General features: G+C 63.5%; 15 protein-coding genes. 6 read left to right on the forward strand and 9 right to left on the reverse strand.

The genetic code is table 11. The annotated features are described in order from the left end of the window. Window positions 1-52 precede the first annotated feature (52 nt). On the forward strand, window positions 53-310 hold the full coding sequence (locus EJ069_RS24760; RefSeq protein ID WP_126063547.1) for a hypothetical protein: 258 nt from the start codon (window positions 53-55) through the stop codon (window positions 308-310). A gap of 288 nt (window positions 311-598) precedes the next feature. Here the strand turns inward: EJ069_RS24760 and EJ069_RS24765 are convergent, their stop codons facing one another. Genes EJ069_RS24765 through EJ069_RS24780 form a run of 4 tightly spaced genes read right to left on the reverse strand, consistent with a single transcriptional unit; the run spans window position 599 to window position 3,371 of the window. Continuing rightward, entirely contained in the window at window positions 599-961 is a 363-nt protein-coding gene (locus tag EJ069_RS24765; RefSeq protein ID WP_126063548.1) for a helix-turn-helix transcriptional regulator, read from the reverse strand. 55 nt (window positions 962-1,016) lie between these two features. After that, complete coding sequence (locus EJ069_RS24770) at window positions 1,017-1,541, reverse strand: Smr/MutS family protein (RefSeq protein ID WP_126063549.1); 525 nt, start codon at window positions 1,539-1,541, stop codon at window positions 1,017-1,019. Beyond that, entirely contained in the window at window positions 1,538-2,641 is a 1,104-nt protein-coding gene (locus tag EJ069_RS24775; RefSeq protein ID WP_126063550.1) for a murein transglycosylase A, read from the reverse strand. The genes EJ069_RS24770 and EJ069_RS24775 overlap by 4 nt, the downstream gene beginning before the upstream one ends. A 22-nt stretch (window positions 2,642-2,663) precedes the next feature. Further along, window positions 2,664-3,371 carry a Tim44/TimA family putative adaptor protein gene (locus tag EJ069_RS24780; RefSeq protein WP_042645307.1) on the reverse strand — a complete coding sequence of 236 codons (708 nt, stop codon included), beginning with the start codon at window positions 3,369-3,371 and terminating at the stop codon, window positions 2,664-2,666. A 204-nt stretch (window positions 3,372-3,575) separates the two neighbouring features. Here EJ069_RS24780 and EJ069_RS24785 point away from each other — a divergent pair, with 204 nt between their 5' ends. Both EJ069_RS24785 and secB read left to right on the forward strand, forming a co-directional pair. Beyond that, entirely contained in the window at window positions 3,576-4,070 is a 495-nt protein-coding gene (locus tag EJ069_RS24785) for an FxsA family protein (RefSeq protein ID WP_126063551.1), read from the forward strand. Between the two features lie 118 nt (window positions 4,071-4,188). Beyond that, window positions 4,189-4,689: a protein-export chaperone SecB gene (gene secB, locus EJ069_RS24790; protein WP_042645309.1), complete on the forward strand. Its 501-nt coding sequence runs from the start codon at window positions 4,189-4,191 to the stop codon at window positions 4,687-4,689. Window positions 4,690-4,988: 299 nt separating this feature from the next. Here secB and dnaQ read toward each other — a convergent pair whose 3' ends face one another. The 5 genes from dnaQ to EJ069_RS24815 form a co-directional block, all read right to left on the reverse strand. Next, window positions 4,989-5,693, reverse strand: a complete 705-nt coding sequence (dnaQ, locus tag EJ069_RS24795) for a DNA polymerase III subunit epsilon (RefSeq protein ID WP_126063552.1) — start codon at window positions 5,691-5,693, stop codon at window positions 4,989-4,991. Between the two features lie 507 nt (window positions 5,694-6,200). Further along, the gene (gene coaE, locus EJ069_RS24800) at window positions 6,201-6,794 is read right to left on the reverse strand and encodes a dephospho-CoA kinase (protein ID WP_126063553.1); all 594 of its coding nucleotides are present in this window, start codon (window positions 6,792-6,794) and stop codon (window positions 6,201-6,203) included. Further along, window positions 6,794-7,621 carry a shikimate dehydrogenase gene (locus tag EJ069_RS24805; protein ID WP_126063554.1) on the reverse strand — a complete coding sequence of 276 codons (828 nt, stop codon included), beginning with the start codon at window positions 7,619-7,621 and terminating at the stop codon, window positions 6,794-6,796. Before EJ069_RS24805 ends, coaE begins: the two co-directional genes overlap by 1 nt. After that, the gene (locus EJ069_RS24810; protein ID WP_126063555.1) at window positions 7,614-8,213 is read right to left on the reverse strand and encodes a Maf-like protein; all 600 of its coding nucleotides are present in this window, start codon (window positions 8,211-8,213) and stop codon (window positions 7,614-7,616) included. The genes EJ069_RS24805 and EJ069_RS24810 overlap by 8 nt, the downstream gene beginning before the upstream one ends. Window positions 8,214-8,456: 243 nt before the next feature. Continuing rightward, window positions 8,457-9,278, reverse strand: a complete 822-nt coding sequence (locus EJ069_RS24815) for a pyruvate, water dikinase regulatory protein (protein WP_126063556.1) — start codon at window positions 9,276-9,278, stop codon at window positions 8,457-8,459. A gap of 401 nt (window positions 9,279-9,679) precedes the next feature. On the opposite strand from EJ069_RS24815, the gene hemE reads away from it, so the two are divergent. The 3 genes from hemE to rho all read left to right on the forward strand — a co-directional run bounded on the left by hemE (window position 9,680) and on the right by rho (window position 12,685). Beyond that, window positions 9,680-10,708 (forward strand): uroporphyrinogen decarboxylase, encoded by a 1,029-nt coding sequence (gene hemE / locus EJ069_RS24820; RefSeq protein WP_126063557.1) that lies wholly within the window; start codon window positions 9,680-9,682, stop codon window positions 10,706-10,708. After that, a complete protein-coding gene (hemJ, locus tag EJ069_RS24825) occupies window positions 10,705-11,241 on the forward strand; it encodes a protoporphyrinogen oxidase HemJ (RefSeq protein ID WP_126063558.1) in 537 nt (178 codons plus the stop codon). Before hemE ends, hemJ begins: the two co-directional genes overlap by 4 nt. A gap of 178 nt (window positions 11,242-11,419) precedes the next feature. Further along, window positions 11,420-12,685, forward strand: a complete 1,266-nt coding sequence (rho, locus tag EJ069_RS24830) for a transcription termination factor Rho (RefSeq protein ID WP_108702996.1) — start codon at window positions 11,420-11,422, stop codon at window positions 12,683-12,685. Window positions 12,686-12,828 lie beyond the last annotated feature (143 nt).

Below are 12,828 nucleotides of genomic sequence, written 5' to 3' on the forward strand. Positions count from 1 at the left end.
TCGGCCGCCGACACACAGCCGTGAATGGCAAATCCAACCATGGAGAACTCAAATGACTTCTTTCCTGCGCAACACTCTTCTCGCCGCCGTCGCGGTATCGGCCCTGACCGGATCGGCTCTGGCGGACCAGACCTACAAAAGCTGCGCCGCGACCAACCTCAATGACCTGTGGAGCGGCCGCTGCTGCAGCGTCGGTTCCGCGAACTGCCTAGGCGGCGGCAATGGCGGCCGTGATCATCAGGGTCACGAAGGCAAGGGCGGACGGGGCAGCACCAACGGCGGCAGCGCCAACGGCGCCGGCAAGTTCTGATCTTAGGCGTGAGGGTTGCCGGCGGCGTAATACACCTGGCCTCCCGCGAGTTCGTCATCCACGGGCGCAGCAAGGAGCGAAGCGACGCAGCGCAGACCCGAGGATCCATTCCGTTACCTATGAGCGTCACGGCGGTGCAGAACGGCCTCTGTTTTGCGCCGCCTTCGCCCTTCGCGCGAGGTCACGGAATGGATCCTCGGGTCTACGCGTCCGCTTCGCTCCCGCTCCGCCCGTGGATGACGAATCTGGGGCGCTTCGGGTAACGCTACCCGTTGTCATACGGGCAAACTATCTGCGCAACGCGGCCCGGACCGATGCCGTGATCTTCCGCAGCTGCGCCTCATCCAGCCTCTCAATGCTTTCGGCGAGCAGGTTGGCGAGTTCTGTGGCCGCCGGCGACAGGCCGGACGTGTCGATCCTGACCCTCGGGTGCGAGCTTTCGGCGAGGCGGGCGAGGTCCTCGGCATCGTCCCAGATGATGTTGAAATAGCCGATGATCTTCTGGATCAGCGTCCAGGTCGGCGCGCCGCGGCGGCCGTGCTCGAGCGCCGACAGATAGGCGGCGCTGACGCCGATCGCCTCGGCCATGGCCTTCTGGCTGACGCCGCGTTCGGCGCGCAGCGCCCGGAGCTTCTCGCCGAACGGGGTCATGTCGACCTGCTCATCGCCGGGCCCCTTATTGCCGAGCCGCTCATTGCCTGGCCCCTCATGGGCGCGTCCGCCGCAGCCGCACATAGAGCGCGCCCGAGCCGCCATGGTTGCGGGCCGCGTGATCGTGGCTGGAGACGAGATGGCGGAAGGCCGGCGTCGACAGCCAGGCCGGCACGGCGCGGCGCAGGATGCCGTCGCCGCCGGAGGACGAACCCTTGCCGGTGATGATCAGAACGTAGCGGATGCCGCCGGCATGCGCCCGATGCAGGAAGGAGAGCAGCAGCGAATAGGCCTCGTCCTGCGTCATGCCGTGCAGGTCGACGCGGCCTTCGATCGGCAGCCGGCCTTTCTTCAGCTTGTGCAGCGTCTGGTCATCGAGCGAATGCGAGACATGCGGCGTCTTCGGTTTTGCCGCGACGGCCGGGACACCGTTGACGGGAGCGGCGGCCGCCGTCGGCTTGGGCTCGATGATTTCGGGAATCTCGACTGCGGTCTTGCCTTTCAACGGCCGGGCCGAACGCGCCACCAGGTTCCACAGGATGCGGTCGTCGTCACTGAGATGGTCGTCGCGGCGGCTCACCGGGTCGCTCCATTCAGAAGCCCACGCGGAACCAACGCATAGAAATCGGCCGCATTGCGGACCACGCCGGCGATCTCGCCGGCGGCGTCCTCGGAGCCGGCGAAGAGGTCGCCTCGCGCGGGCCCGGTGATGGCCGATCCGGTGTCCTGCGCGATCATCAGCCGCCGGAACGGTTTTTGGTCGAAGGCGGTAAGCGTCGGCGCGTCGATGTAGAAGGGCGTGCCGAATGTGTGCAGCAGGCGGTCGACCGCGACCGAGCGCCCCGGCGTCAGCGGCACCTTGGCGGCGGCGATCGGCCCAAGCGCCGCATCATCGACCGCGGCCTCGCGGAAGAAGATGTAGGAGCGGTTCTGCCAGAGGATCTCGTCGACCCTCTCCGGATGCGCCTTGAACCAGGCGCGGATCGACTGCATCGTCACCTTTTCCAGCGGGATCTCGCCGAGATCGCTCAGAATCTTGCCCGGGCCAGTGAAGCGCTGGCCCGACTTTGCGGCATAGGTGACGCGGATGAGCCTGCCGTCGGTCATCTTCAGCCGAGCCGCGCCCTGAACATGGATGAAGAAGGCATCGACCTTTTCGGCGAGCCAGGCGATTTCAAGGTTTTGGTCGGCCAGCGCGCCGCGCTCGATCGCGCCGCGATCGAAATATTCGACGGGGCCGTCATCCGTCCGGCGGGCGAAGGCCAGATAAGAGTCCATGCCGGCCGGCCGGTTGCCGTCGTCGATGTCGATCAGGTCGGCCGGGCGGGACAGCAACGGCACGGTGAACCGCTCGGTCCTGACCGGCGAGGCCTCGACCTCCGGCTCGTAGAAGCCGGTCACGAGACCTGCTCCATTGTCGGCCTTCACCAGCATCGGAACGAAATGCTGTTCGAAGAAGGATCGCGCTTGCGACCGATTCGGCGCCGAAACGGCGCGCGCCCCGGCATAGGCCTCGGCGAAGGCGTTGAAATCGACCCCGAGGGATCCGGTGCGGTAAGGTTTTATCGGTGCATGGAAGGCCGAGCGGCGAAAGGCCGCGAAGGCCGCTGCATGGTCGTCCTCGCCCCAGCCGGGCAAGTCGCTGAAAGACTTCTCGCTGAATGTGGAAGAGAGCGGCACGACCGAGCCCCGCCGCTTGATCTCAATCTTCTTCTTCGGTGGCGACGAGCTTCCAGTTCGGGTCGCGCGAGCGCGTGTCGCGGGCGAAGGTCCAGACATCCTTGACCTCGGCCACCGTTTCCGGATCGCCGTCGATGACGGCGCCGGCCTTGTCGCGGGTCGCCGAGATCAGCTCGGAGACGACGCGCAGCGTGATATGCGCTTCGGAGCCCTTCATCTCCGCGGAGACGATATCGGCCTTGTCGATGCCGACGAAGGAGGACTGAATCTTCTCCGACTTCGCCTCGCGCTCGCCGATGGCGGCAACGAAGCCGTCATAGACTTCGCGCGAAAGAAGATTCTTCAGCGTCTTACGGTCGCCATCGGCATAGGCCATGACGATCATCTCATAGGCCATCTTGGCGCCGTCGACGAAGGTTTTGGGATCGAAGGACGGATCGTTGTCCTTGATCGTGCGCAGGCCTTTGTTGAGATCGGTGTCCGGCTTGGCGAAGGCGTCGATCGCGGCATAGGTCTCGGCTGAGGATTCACCCGGCGCGCGCTTGCGCGGCAGCGACACGACATTTTCGGGCTTCTGCGCCGCGTCGGCCTCGCGCGTGCGGCTCGCCGAATAGGGATCGAAGGGCGGGCGCTCGTTGCCGGTGCGACGTCCGAGCACGTTGCGCAGCTGGAAAAAGATCACAACCGCCGCAATCAGAAAGAAAATCGTGCCGAAGTCGAAGAAACCCATATTTTCCGCCAACTCGAACCCTGTTCTTGCCGGACCGGCTTAACCCCTCGGGGATCGCGGTCGCATGGCGTTCAACATCCAAAGCATATAGAACGGCAGGCGCAATCATTCAAATCAAAGGCAGCCATACCTATCTAAGGGCGCCAAGGCCAGCGGCGATTGTCCGCGAGCGCCCCCAAAAGAAGAAAGCGATCGGTCGAGACTTTGCGCATTTCCTTCATCCCGCTGCTCCTGCTCCTGCTGCCGCTGCTGGAGATCGCCGGCTTCGTGGTCGTCGGCCGCGAGATCGGCGCCTTGGCGACGGTCGGGCTGGTCATCCTGTCCAGCGTCGCCGGCAGCCTGCTGCTCAGGCGTCAGGGTTTCGGCGTCATGACGCGGGTGCGGGCCGAGATGGATGCCGGGCATGATCCCAGCCGGCAGCTCGCGCATGGCGCAATGATCGTGTTGGCGGCGATCCTTTTGATCATCCCCGGCTTCATCACCGATATCTTCGCCATTCTCCTGCTGCTGCCGCCGGTGCGCGACTTCGCCTGGCGCCTGCTCAAGAGCCGCATCGTCATGGCGACCAGCTTCTCGAGCGGCTTTTCGGTGCGCCGGCGCGAGACCGTCATCGACCTCGACGACAGCGACTATTCGCGCGACGATTATCCGAACCGTCCGGATCACAATTCGCCCTGGCGGCGGCTGAAAAACGATTAGTCCCAGGCCCTTTGCCCGATAAATCGGCAAAACTTGTTTTGTCCGGCGGGCCATGGTAGCGAACCCGCGATTTCAATCCGGTCAGCAATGCTGCCCAGGCAGAAGGACTTAAAGGCTCATGGCCAGCAACGATGACGCGGCGACCGGCGCCGCCAACGGCAACGGCACCCAGAACCAGCCCTCGCTCAATGTACTTGCCCAGTATGTGAAGGATCTTTCCTTCGAAAGCCCCGGCGCGCCGAATTCGCTGCGCGGCCGCGACAAGGCTCCAGGCATCGCCATCAACGTCAACGTCAACGCCAATCCGCTTTCGGACAAGCAGTTCGACGTCAACCTGACCTTGAACGCCAAGGCCTCCTTCGACCAGGAAGTGCTGTTCAATGTCGAGCTGGTCTATGGCGGCGTCTTCGCCATCTCGGGCTTCCCGCAGGAGCACATGCTGCCGATCCTGTTCATCGAATGCCCGCGGCTCCTGTTCCCCTTCGCCCGCCAGATCATCTCCGACGCCACCCGCAATGGCGGCTTCCCGCCGCTGATGCTCGACCCGATCGATTTCGCGCAGATGTTCCAGCAGCGGATCGCCGAGGACCAGGCCGCGAGCAAGGTCCAAGTGAGCTGAGGCGCGCTGCGCCACACCGTATCGAGAGCCCGGCTTCGGCCGGGCTTTTTTGTTGGAGACGTCGGAGATTGGCGAAAACCTCCGTACGGTCGTCATTCTAGGGCGGAGCAAGGAGCGAAGCGACGCGGGCAGACCCTAGAATCCATGCCGTGACGCCAACGCGTTGATGCGGTTACAGAATTCTGCACCGTTGCACCCCACGGCGGCGGTCACGGCATGGATTCTAGGGTCAAGACCGAGTATGACGACGTCACGGAGGGATTCGGCCAATCGCGCAGATCAGCGCTACAAGCGCCCGCTCAGCCCACCGCCACTTTCAGCCACAGCGCCTTTTCGCCCAGCGTCGAAACCAGCCCGGCATGCGCGGCACGGTCCGCTTCGTTCAAGCGCGGCGGCAGGGCGATGGGCCGGGCGCCGACGGAGATGTCGATATCGGCCACCTCGCCGGCGCCGTTCATCTGCACCGCCACGGTTTCCAGCACCAGCGCCGCCTGCTTGCCGCCGATGAGCTCGATATAGACTTCGGCCAGCAGCTCGGAGTCGAGCAGCGCGCCGTGCTTGGTGCGGCGGGTGTTGTCGATGCCGTAGCGCCGGCAGAGCGCATCGAGCGAGTTCGGGCCCATCGGATGCTTGCGGCGCGCAAGCGCCAGCGTATCGATGATGCGGCCGGGATCGATGGCCGGATGGTCGAGCCGGCTGTATTCGAGGTTGAGGAAGCCGAGGTCGAAGGTGGCGTTGTGCGCGATCAGCTTGGCGCCGTCGGTGAAGGCCAGCCACTCATCGACGATTTCGGCGAAGGTCGGCTTGCCGACCAGGTCCGCGGCGCTGATGCCATGCACGGCCTGCGCCTCGGCGTGGATGGCGCGGCCCTGCGGGTTGATGAATTTATGGAAGGTGCGGCCGGTCGGAAACCGGTTGACCAATTCGACGCCGCCCAGCTCGATGATGCGGTCTTCGCGCAAATCGAGGCCGGTGGTTTCCGTATCGAAGATGATCTCACGCATTTCGAATCAATCCACTCCAAGGAGCAGAATCACAAACCGAAACAAAATGGCAATGGCGACTGCTGACGGCTTGCCGTCAGGAGCGGGGCGATTCCTGCTTATCCCCAGAGGATGATGCCGAAAAGTGTGGAGCGGACGACATCATGCTTTAGTTCCTCAACACAGTGATTCGAAAGATTATAGGTTTGTCGGGCAAAGCTATCAACGTTCATTGGGGTAGTCAGCGCAAACGCTGGCGATGAGCCGAAGGCTTCTGAACTTCGTCATTCCAGGGCGGAGCAAGGAGCGAAGCGACGCGCGCAGACCCTGGAATCCATGCCGTTACCTGGACCGAAGTGTGCAACAGTGCAGAATTCTGGACCGCCGTGGCGCTTCCAAGTCACGGCATGGATCCTCGGGTCTGCGCGCGTCGCTTCGCTCCTTGCTCCGCCCGTGGATGACGACCGCGATAGGCGTCTCGGCCAATCGCCAAGGCCTGGGATCTGCCAACGCACACTAACAAACCGGTCAAGACTTCTGTGTTGGCAGCAATTCGCCGATGACGGCCTCAACCGCCCTCCGCGCCGCGTCGAAGCCCTGCCCGGTGTCGATGATGAAATCGGCCTGGCGGCGCTTTTCGGCGTCGGGAACCTGCTTGGCGAGGATCGACAAGAACTTCTCCTCGCCCATGCCAGGCCTGGCTAGCACGCGCTCGCGCTGGATCTCTGGCGACGCGGTGACGACCACGACCTTGTCGACGCGGTTGCGGCCGCCGGTCTCGAACAGAAGCGGGATGTCGAGCACGGCGAGCGGCGCGCCGGCGGCCCGATGCCTCGCCAGAAACGCATCGGCATCGGCGCGCACCAGCGGATGAATGATCGACTCGAGCTTCTTCAGCGCGGCGGGATCGCCGAGCACTTGGCTCGCCAGCTTCACGCGATCGACCACGCCCGCCTCAGTCGTGCCCGGGAAGGCCGCCTCGACCAAAGGCGCCGCCTTGCCCGCATAGAGGCGATGCACCGTCTCGTCCGAATCATGCACCGGCACGCCGGCCTCGGCGAACATCTTCGCCGTCGCCGACTTGCCCATGCCGATCGATCCGGTGAGGCCGAGCACGATCATCAATGGCCCTCGATGTCGGCGACGATCATGCGCCGCAATTCGGGCGAGACTTCGGGTTTGCGGCCGAACCAGCGTTCAAAGCCGGGCACCGCCTGATGCAGCAGCATGCCGAGCCCGTCGACCGTCTTCAGCCCTCTCGCCCTGGCGGCGGCAAGCAAAGGCGTTTCCAACGGCACATAGACGATGTCGGTGACGATGGCGTGGTCCGGCAAGCCGGCCGGATCGGCGGAGAGCGTCGCATCACCATGCATGCCAAGCGCTGTGGTGTTGACGAGCAGGCCGGCATCGGCAAGCAGCTCGCCGACTGCCCCATGCGCCGAGACGCCAGGGCCAAATTGGCGGCTGAGTTCCTCGGCTCTCGCCAGCGTCCGATTGACGATGCGGATGTCCTTGATGCCGCGCTCTTTCAGCGCGTGGATGACGGCGCGGGAGGCGCCGCCGGCGCCCAGCACCACGGCCGGTCCATTGGCCGCCCATCCCGGCGCATGGTCATCGAGGTTGGCGGCAAAACCGTAGCCGTCCGTATTGCCGCCCCAGAGAACGCCTTTCTCGAACCACAGCGTGTTGACGGCGCCGATTTCATCGGCCGCATGGTCGCGGCGGGCGACGCCGGCGAAGGCGGCTTCCTTGTGCGGAATGGTGACATTGCCGCCGCGGTAGCCCTCCTCGCCGAGAGATTTCAGAAATTCGGCGAAATCCGCCGGCGCGACGTCGATCGCCTGGTAGCTGCCGTCGATGCCGTATTGCTGGAGCCAATAGCCGTGGATCTTCGGCGAGCGCGAATGGGCGATCGGATGTCCGGTGACAAAGGCCTTTTTCTTAGCCATCGATGGCTCCCAGCGCGCGCAGCTCCTTCAGGACCGGCAGCAACGGCAGGCCGACGATGGTGAAATAGTCGCCCTCGATCTTCTCGAACAGCTGGATGCCTTCGCCCTCGACCTGATAGGCGCCGACGCTCGCCAGCGCCTTGGCGCCGACGCGCGCCAGATGCCTGCCGATGAAGGCGGGATCGAGCTTGCGCATGGTGAGGCTGGCGACGCCGACATGCCGCCACAGCACCTCGCCGTCGCGGCAAAGCACGGCCGCGCTGTTCAATTGATGCGTCTTGCCGGAGAGCGCGAGCAGGTGGCGACGCGCGCCTTCCATGTCGGCGGGCTTGTGAAAGATCTCGTCGCCCAGCGACAGCGTCTGGTCGCAGCCGAGCACCAGGGAGCCGGGCCTCCGCTCGCTGACCTCAGTCGCCTTGGCCTCTGCCAGGATAGAGGCGACATCCTCCGGCGAGACGCCGCTGTCTTTCAGCGGAGCCTCGAGGGCGCGCTCGTCGACATTTGCCGGCACCGCCTCGATGTCGAGGCCGGCATTGACGAGCATGGTCTTTCGGAACGGGCTGCCGGAGGCGAGGATGATCTTTTCGGACATGCTGGTTCATCCAACGGTTGCGATCCGTCCAGCACCCCTCATCCGTCCGAGCTTCGCTCGGCCACCTTCTCCCACAAGGGGGAAGGAAAGTCCTGCGCCAACGCCGCTGCAAATCGCCGCCTGACGGTAATCGCGGGACGCTGGCGCCGCGCTCTTCCTTCTCCCCTTGTGGGAGAAGGTGGCCGAGCGAAGCTCGGACGGATGAGGGGTGCTGGACGGAGTGCTCACTTTTATCGCTTGCCCCTAGCGCGTCTTGCCCCGCAGGGCAACGATCGCCGCCGCCGTTTCCTCGATGGAGCGGCGGCTGACATCGATCATCGGCCAGCCATGCTTCGTGCAGAGCTGACGCGCATAGGCAAGCTCCTCGTTGATGGCGGCGCGATCGACATAGTCGGTCGGCACGAAGGCGGCGCTGTTGCCGAGGATGCGGTTCTGCCTCACATGCGAGATGCGCTCGGCCGTCGCGATCAGGCCGACGATCAACGGCGTCTTGGCGGCGATCAGGCTCTCGGGCAGCGGCACGCCGAGCACGATCGGGATGTTGGCGGTCTTGATGCCGCGATTGGCGAGATAGATCGAGGTCGGCGTCTTCGAGGTGCGCGAGATGCCGATCAGCACGATATCGGCATCGTCCATATTGGCCGGCAGCTGGCCGTCATCATGCTCCATGGTGAAGTTCAACGCGTCGATGCGGCGGAAATATTCGGCGTCGAGCACATGCTGGGCGCCGACGCGGCGACCGGCCGGCGTGCCGAGATAGGACTGGAAGACGGCGAGCACCGGCTCCAGCACCGAGACGCAAGGCAGGCCCATGGCCGCGCAGCGCTCGTCGATCGAGCGCGCGAGCTTCTGGTCGACCACGGTGTAGAGGATGATCCCGGGCTCCTCCTCGATGTCGTCGAAGACCTTGGCGACCTGCTTCTCGGTTCGGATCAGCGGATAGATATGTTCGATGGCGCGGGCGTCCTTGTATTGCGCTGACGCAGCGCGGCCGGCGGCCAGCAGCGTCTCGCCGGTGGCGTCGGAGATCAGATGCAGATGGAAGAAGCTCTGAGGTTTGTTCACAAGGGGTGGGTCCAGGCTGTGGGCAATTGTGGACAAGGCTGGATGGGCGGGCCTTGGGTAGGGAAGCGACTGTATCAGATGGCCGCTTGTCCACAATTCGACCAGCTGTAGGCTTTGTCGCGGCGCTGGGGACAAAACTGGGGATCAACTTTTCCGGGCCGATTTCATCCACAACCCGGATATCGGATCGGATCGGCCAAGCTTTTGACTCGAAAGCCTGAATCGGCCTTGTCCCCAGATCCCTCCAATTTGCGAAAACAAGTACGCGACAATATGCTGACTGGCCTTTTCGAGCCGCAGGCTGGACAGGTCGCAATCATCACAACCAACAGACTCTTAGAATCAGAAGACTCTTTTAAAATAGATATTTGATTTAAGAGAACTGGAGAGGCGGGCGCTGGATGGCTGGGAAACGGATCGTGCTCGACGTCCTCAAGGGCGAGACGGTTTCACCGCCGCCGCTCTGGATGATGCGCCAGGCGGGCCGCTATCTTCCGGAGTATCGCGAGACAAGGAAGCGCGCAGGCTCCTTCCTCGATCTCTGCTATGATCCGGACCTTGCCGTCGAGGTGACGCTGCAGCCGATCGAACGCTTCGGCTTCGACGCCTCGATCCTGTTCTCCGACATTCTCGTTGTGCCCAACGCCTTGGGAAGGGATGTCCGTTTCGAGGAAGGCCGTGGGCCGATCCTGAAGCCGATCTCGGCGCCAGAGATCGCGGCGCTGAACGGCGATGTGTTTCACGTGAATCTCGAGCCGGTCTACGAGACCGTGCGCCGGCTGCGCGCCAAGCTGCCCGACGAGACGACGCTGCTCGGCTTCTGCGGCGCGCCATGGACGGTGGCGACCTATATGATCGCCGGGCATGGAACGCCCGACCAGGGACCGGCGCGGCTGTTCGCCTATCGCGAGCCCGAGGCCTTCGCGACGCTCTTGAAGACACTGGCCGATCATTCGGCTGCCTATCTCATCCGCCAGATCGAAGCCGGCGCCGATGCGGTGCAGATTTTCGATTCCTGGTCGGGCGTGCTGGACGAGCCCTCCTTCGAGGCTTTCTGCGTCGAGCCGGTGGCCGAGATCGTGCGGCAGGTGAAGACGGTTTACCCCGACGTGCCGGTGATCGGGTTTCCCAAGGGCGCCGGCGAACGCTATCGCGACTACAGGAAGAAGACCGGTATCGCTGGTCTCGGCCTCGACTGGACCGTGCCTTTGTCCATGGCGAAGGAGCTGCAGCGCGAAGGCGCGGTGCAGGGCAATCTCGATCCGCTGCGGCTGGTCGCCGGCGGCAAGGCGCTGGCCGATGGCGTCGATGCCATCCTGAAGACGCTGGGCGGCGGGCCGCTGATCTTCAATCTCGGCCATGGCATCACGCCGGAAACGCCGGTGGCGCATGTCGAAGCGATGGTGAAAATGGTGAGGAGCCACCGATGAGCAATGTGAGCAACGAGAACACCACCGGCCAGGCGATGAAGCGCATGGTGATCGGCATTGTCGTTCTCGTGGCGGCGACGGCCCTTCTCTATTTTGTGGCTGGCGACGGCTTCTATCTCTGGGCGAAGGCCATCCATGTGGTCGCGGTGATCGCCTGGATGGCGGGCATGCTCTATCTGCCGCGGCTGTTCGTCTATCATGTCGATGCCGAGAAAGGCTCGGTGCAGTCCGAAACCTTCAAGGTGATGGAGCGCCGGCTGCTCAGGGGGATCATCAATCCGGCCATGATCGTGACCTGGGTGTTCGGCCTTTGGCTCGCCTGGAAAGGCTTCGGTTTCCAGGGCGGCTGGCTGCACACCAAGATCGCGCTGGTGCTCATCCTGTCGGGGCTGCATGGCTATCTCGCTGGCGCGGTCAGGAAATTCGCCGAGGACAAGAACGAAAAGCCGGCCAGGCACTGGCGGATCGTCAACGAGATCCCCACATTGCTGATGATCGTCATCGTCATCCTGGTCGTCGTGAAGCCGTTCTAGGCTCCCCCAAAACCAGAAGAAGCCCAGCAAAAGGCGGCTTGCTCTTTCGGACGACCGACGATAAAAGACGGGTCTTCCTTCCCGTCATGCGCCGCCCCCTTTACTCGCTTTCGGCCGCGCCCGGCATTTGTCGTATTCAGCCGATTTTTCTCCCAAAAGCCTACCCAGAGTCTATCTAATGCAAGAAATGAAACTCGCAGAGTTCAAGAACAAGAAGCCGCCGGAGCTGATCGCTTACGCCGAATCGCTCGAGGTGGAGAACGCCAGCGTCATGCGCAAGCAGGAGCTGATGTTCGCGATCCTGAAAAAGCTGGCCGCGCAAGACATCGAGATCATCGGTGACGGCGTCGTCGAGGTGCTGCAGGACGGTTTCGGCTTCCTGCGCTCGGCCAACGCAAACTACCTGCCAGGTCCCGACGACATCTATATCTCGCCGTCGCAAATCCGGCGCTTCTCGCTCAAGACCGGCGACACGGTCGAAGGACCGATCCGCAGCCCAAAAGAGGGCGAGCGCTATTTCGCCCTGCTCAAGGTCAACACCATCAATTTCGACGATCCGGAAAAAATCCGGCACAAGATCCACTTTGACAATCTGACGCCGCTCTACCCGACCTCGCGGCTGAAGATGGAGGTCGACACTCCTCCGACCAAGGACATCTCGCCGCGCGTGATCGACCTGGTGGCGCCGATCGGCAAGGGCCAGCGCGCGCTGATCAACGCGCAGCCGCGCACCGGTAAGACGGTGCTGTTGCAGAACATCGCGCATTCGATCACCGCCAACCATCCGGAATGCTACCTGATCGTGCTTCTGATCGACGAGCGTCCCGAGGAAGTGACCGACATGCAGCGCTCGGTGAAGGGCGAGGTCATCTCCTCGACCTTCGACGAGCCGGCCGCGCGCCACGTGCAGGTCGCCGAAATGGTGATCGAGAAGGCCAAGCGCCTGGTCGAGCATGGCCGCGACGTCGTGATCCTGCTCGATTCGATCACCCGCCTCGGCCGCGCCTACAACACGGTCGTGCCGTCATCCGGCAAGGTGCTGACCGGCGGTGTCGACGCCAACGCGCTGCAGCGTCCGAAGCGTTTCTTTGGCGCCGCGCGCAATATCGAAGAAGGCGGTTCGCTGACCATCATCGCCACCGCGCTGATCGACACCGGCAGCCGCATGGACGAAGTCATCTTCGAAGAGTTCAAGGGCACCGGCAACTGCGAAATCCAGCTCGACCGCAAGGTGGCCGACAAGCGCATCTATCCGGCGATCGACATCCTCAAGTCGGGCACCCGCAAGGAAGACCTGCTGGTGCCGCGTTCCGACCTGCAGAAGATCTTCGTGCTGCGCCGCATCCTGGCGCCGATGGGCACGACCGACGCGATCGAGTTCCTCATCGACAAGCTCAAGCAGACCAAGACCAACGCAGACTTCTTCGATTCGATGAATACGTGATGGGGCTGCCTTCCCCTTCTCCCCTTGTGAGGGTTTTGCATGGGAGCCGATATTTAGCGCACGAGGCAGATGGGCGTTTTTTGAAAGGCGCTCTGGCCGCTTTGGCGGGTTGTTTTGCCTCGCTCTTGAGGCCTCAGGCCGCC

This window comes from Mesorhizobium sp. M2A.F.Ca.ET.043.05.1.1, assembly GCF_003952445.1.
In the GTDB taxonomy this organism is placed as follows: Bacteria; Pseudomonadota; Alphaproteobacteria; order Rhizobiales; family Rhizobiaceae; genus Mesorhizobium.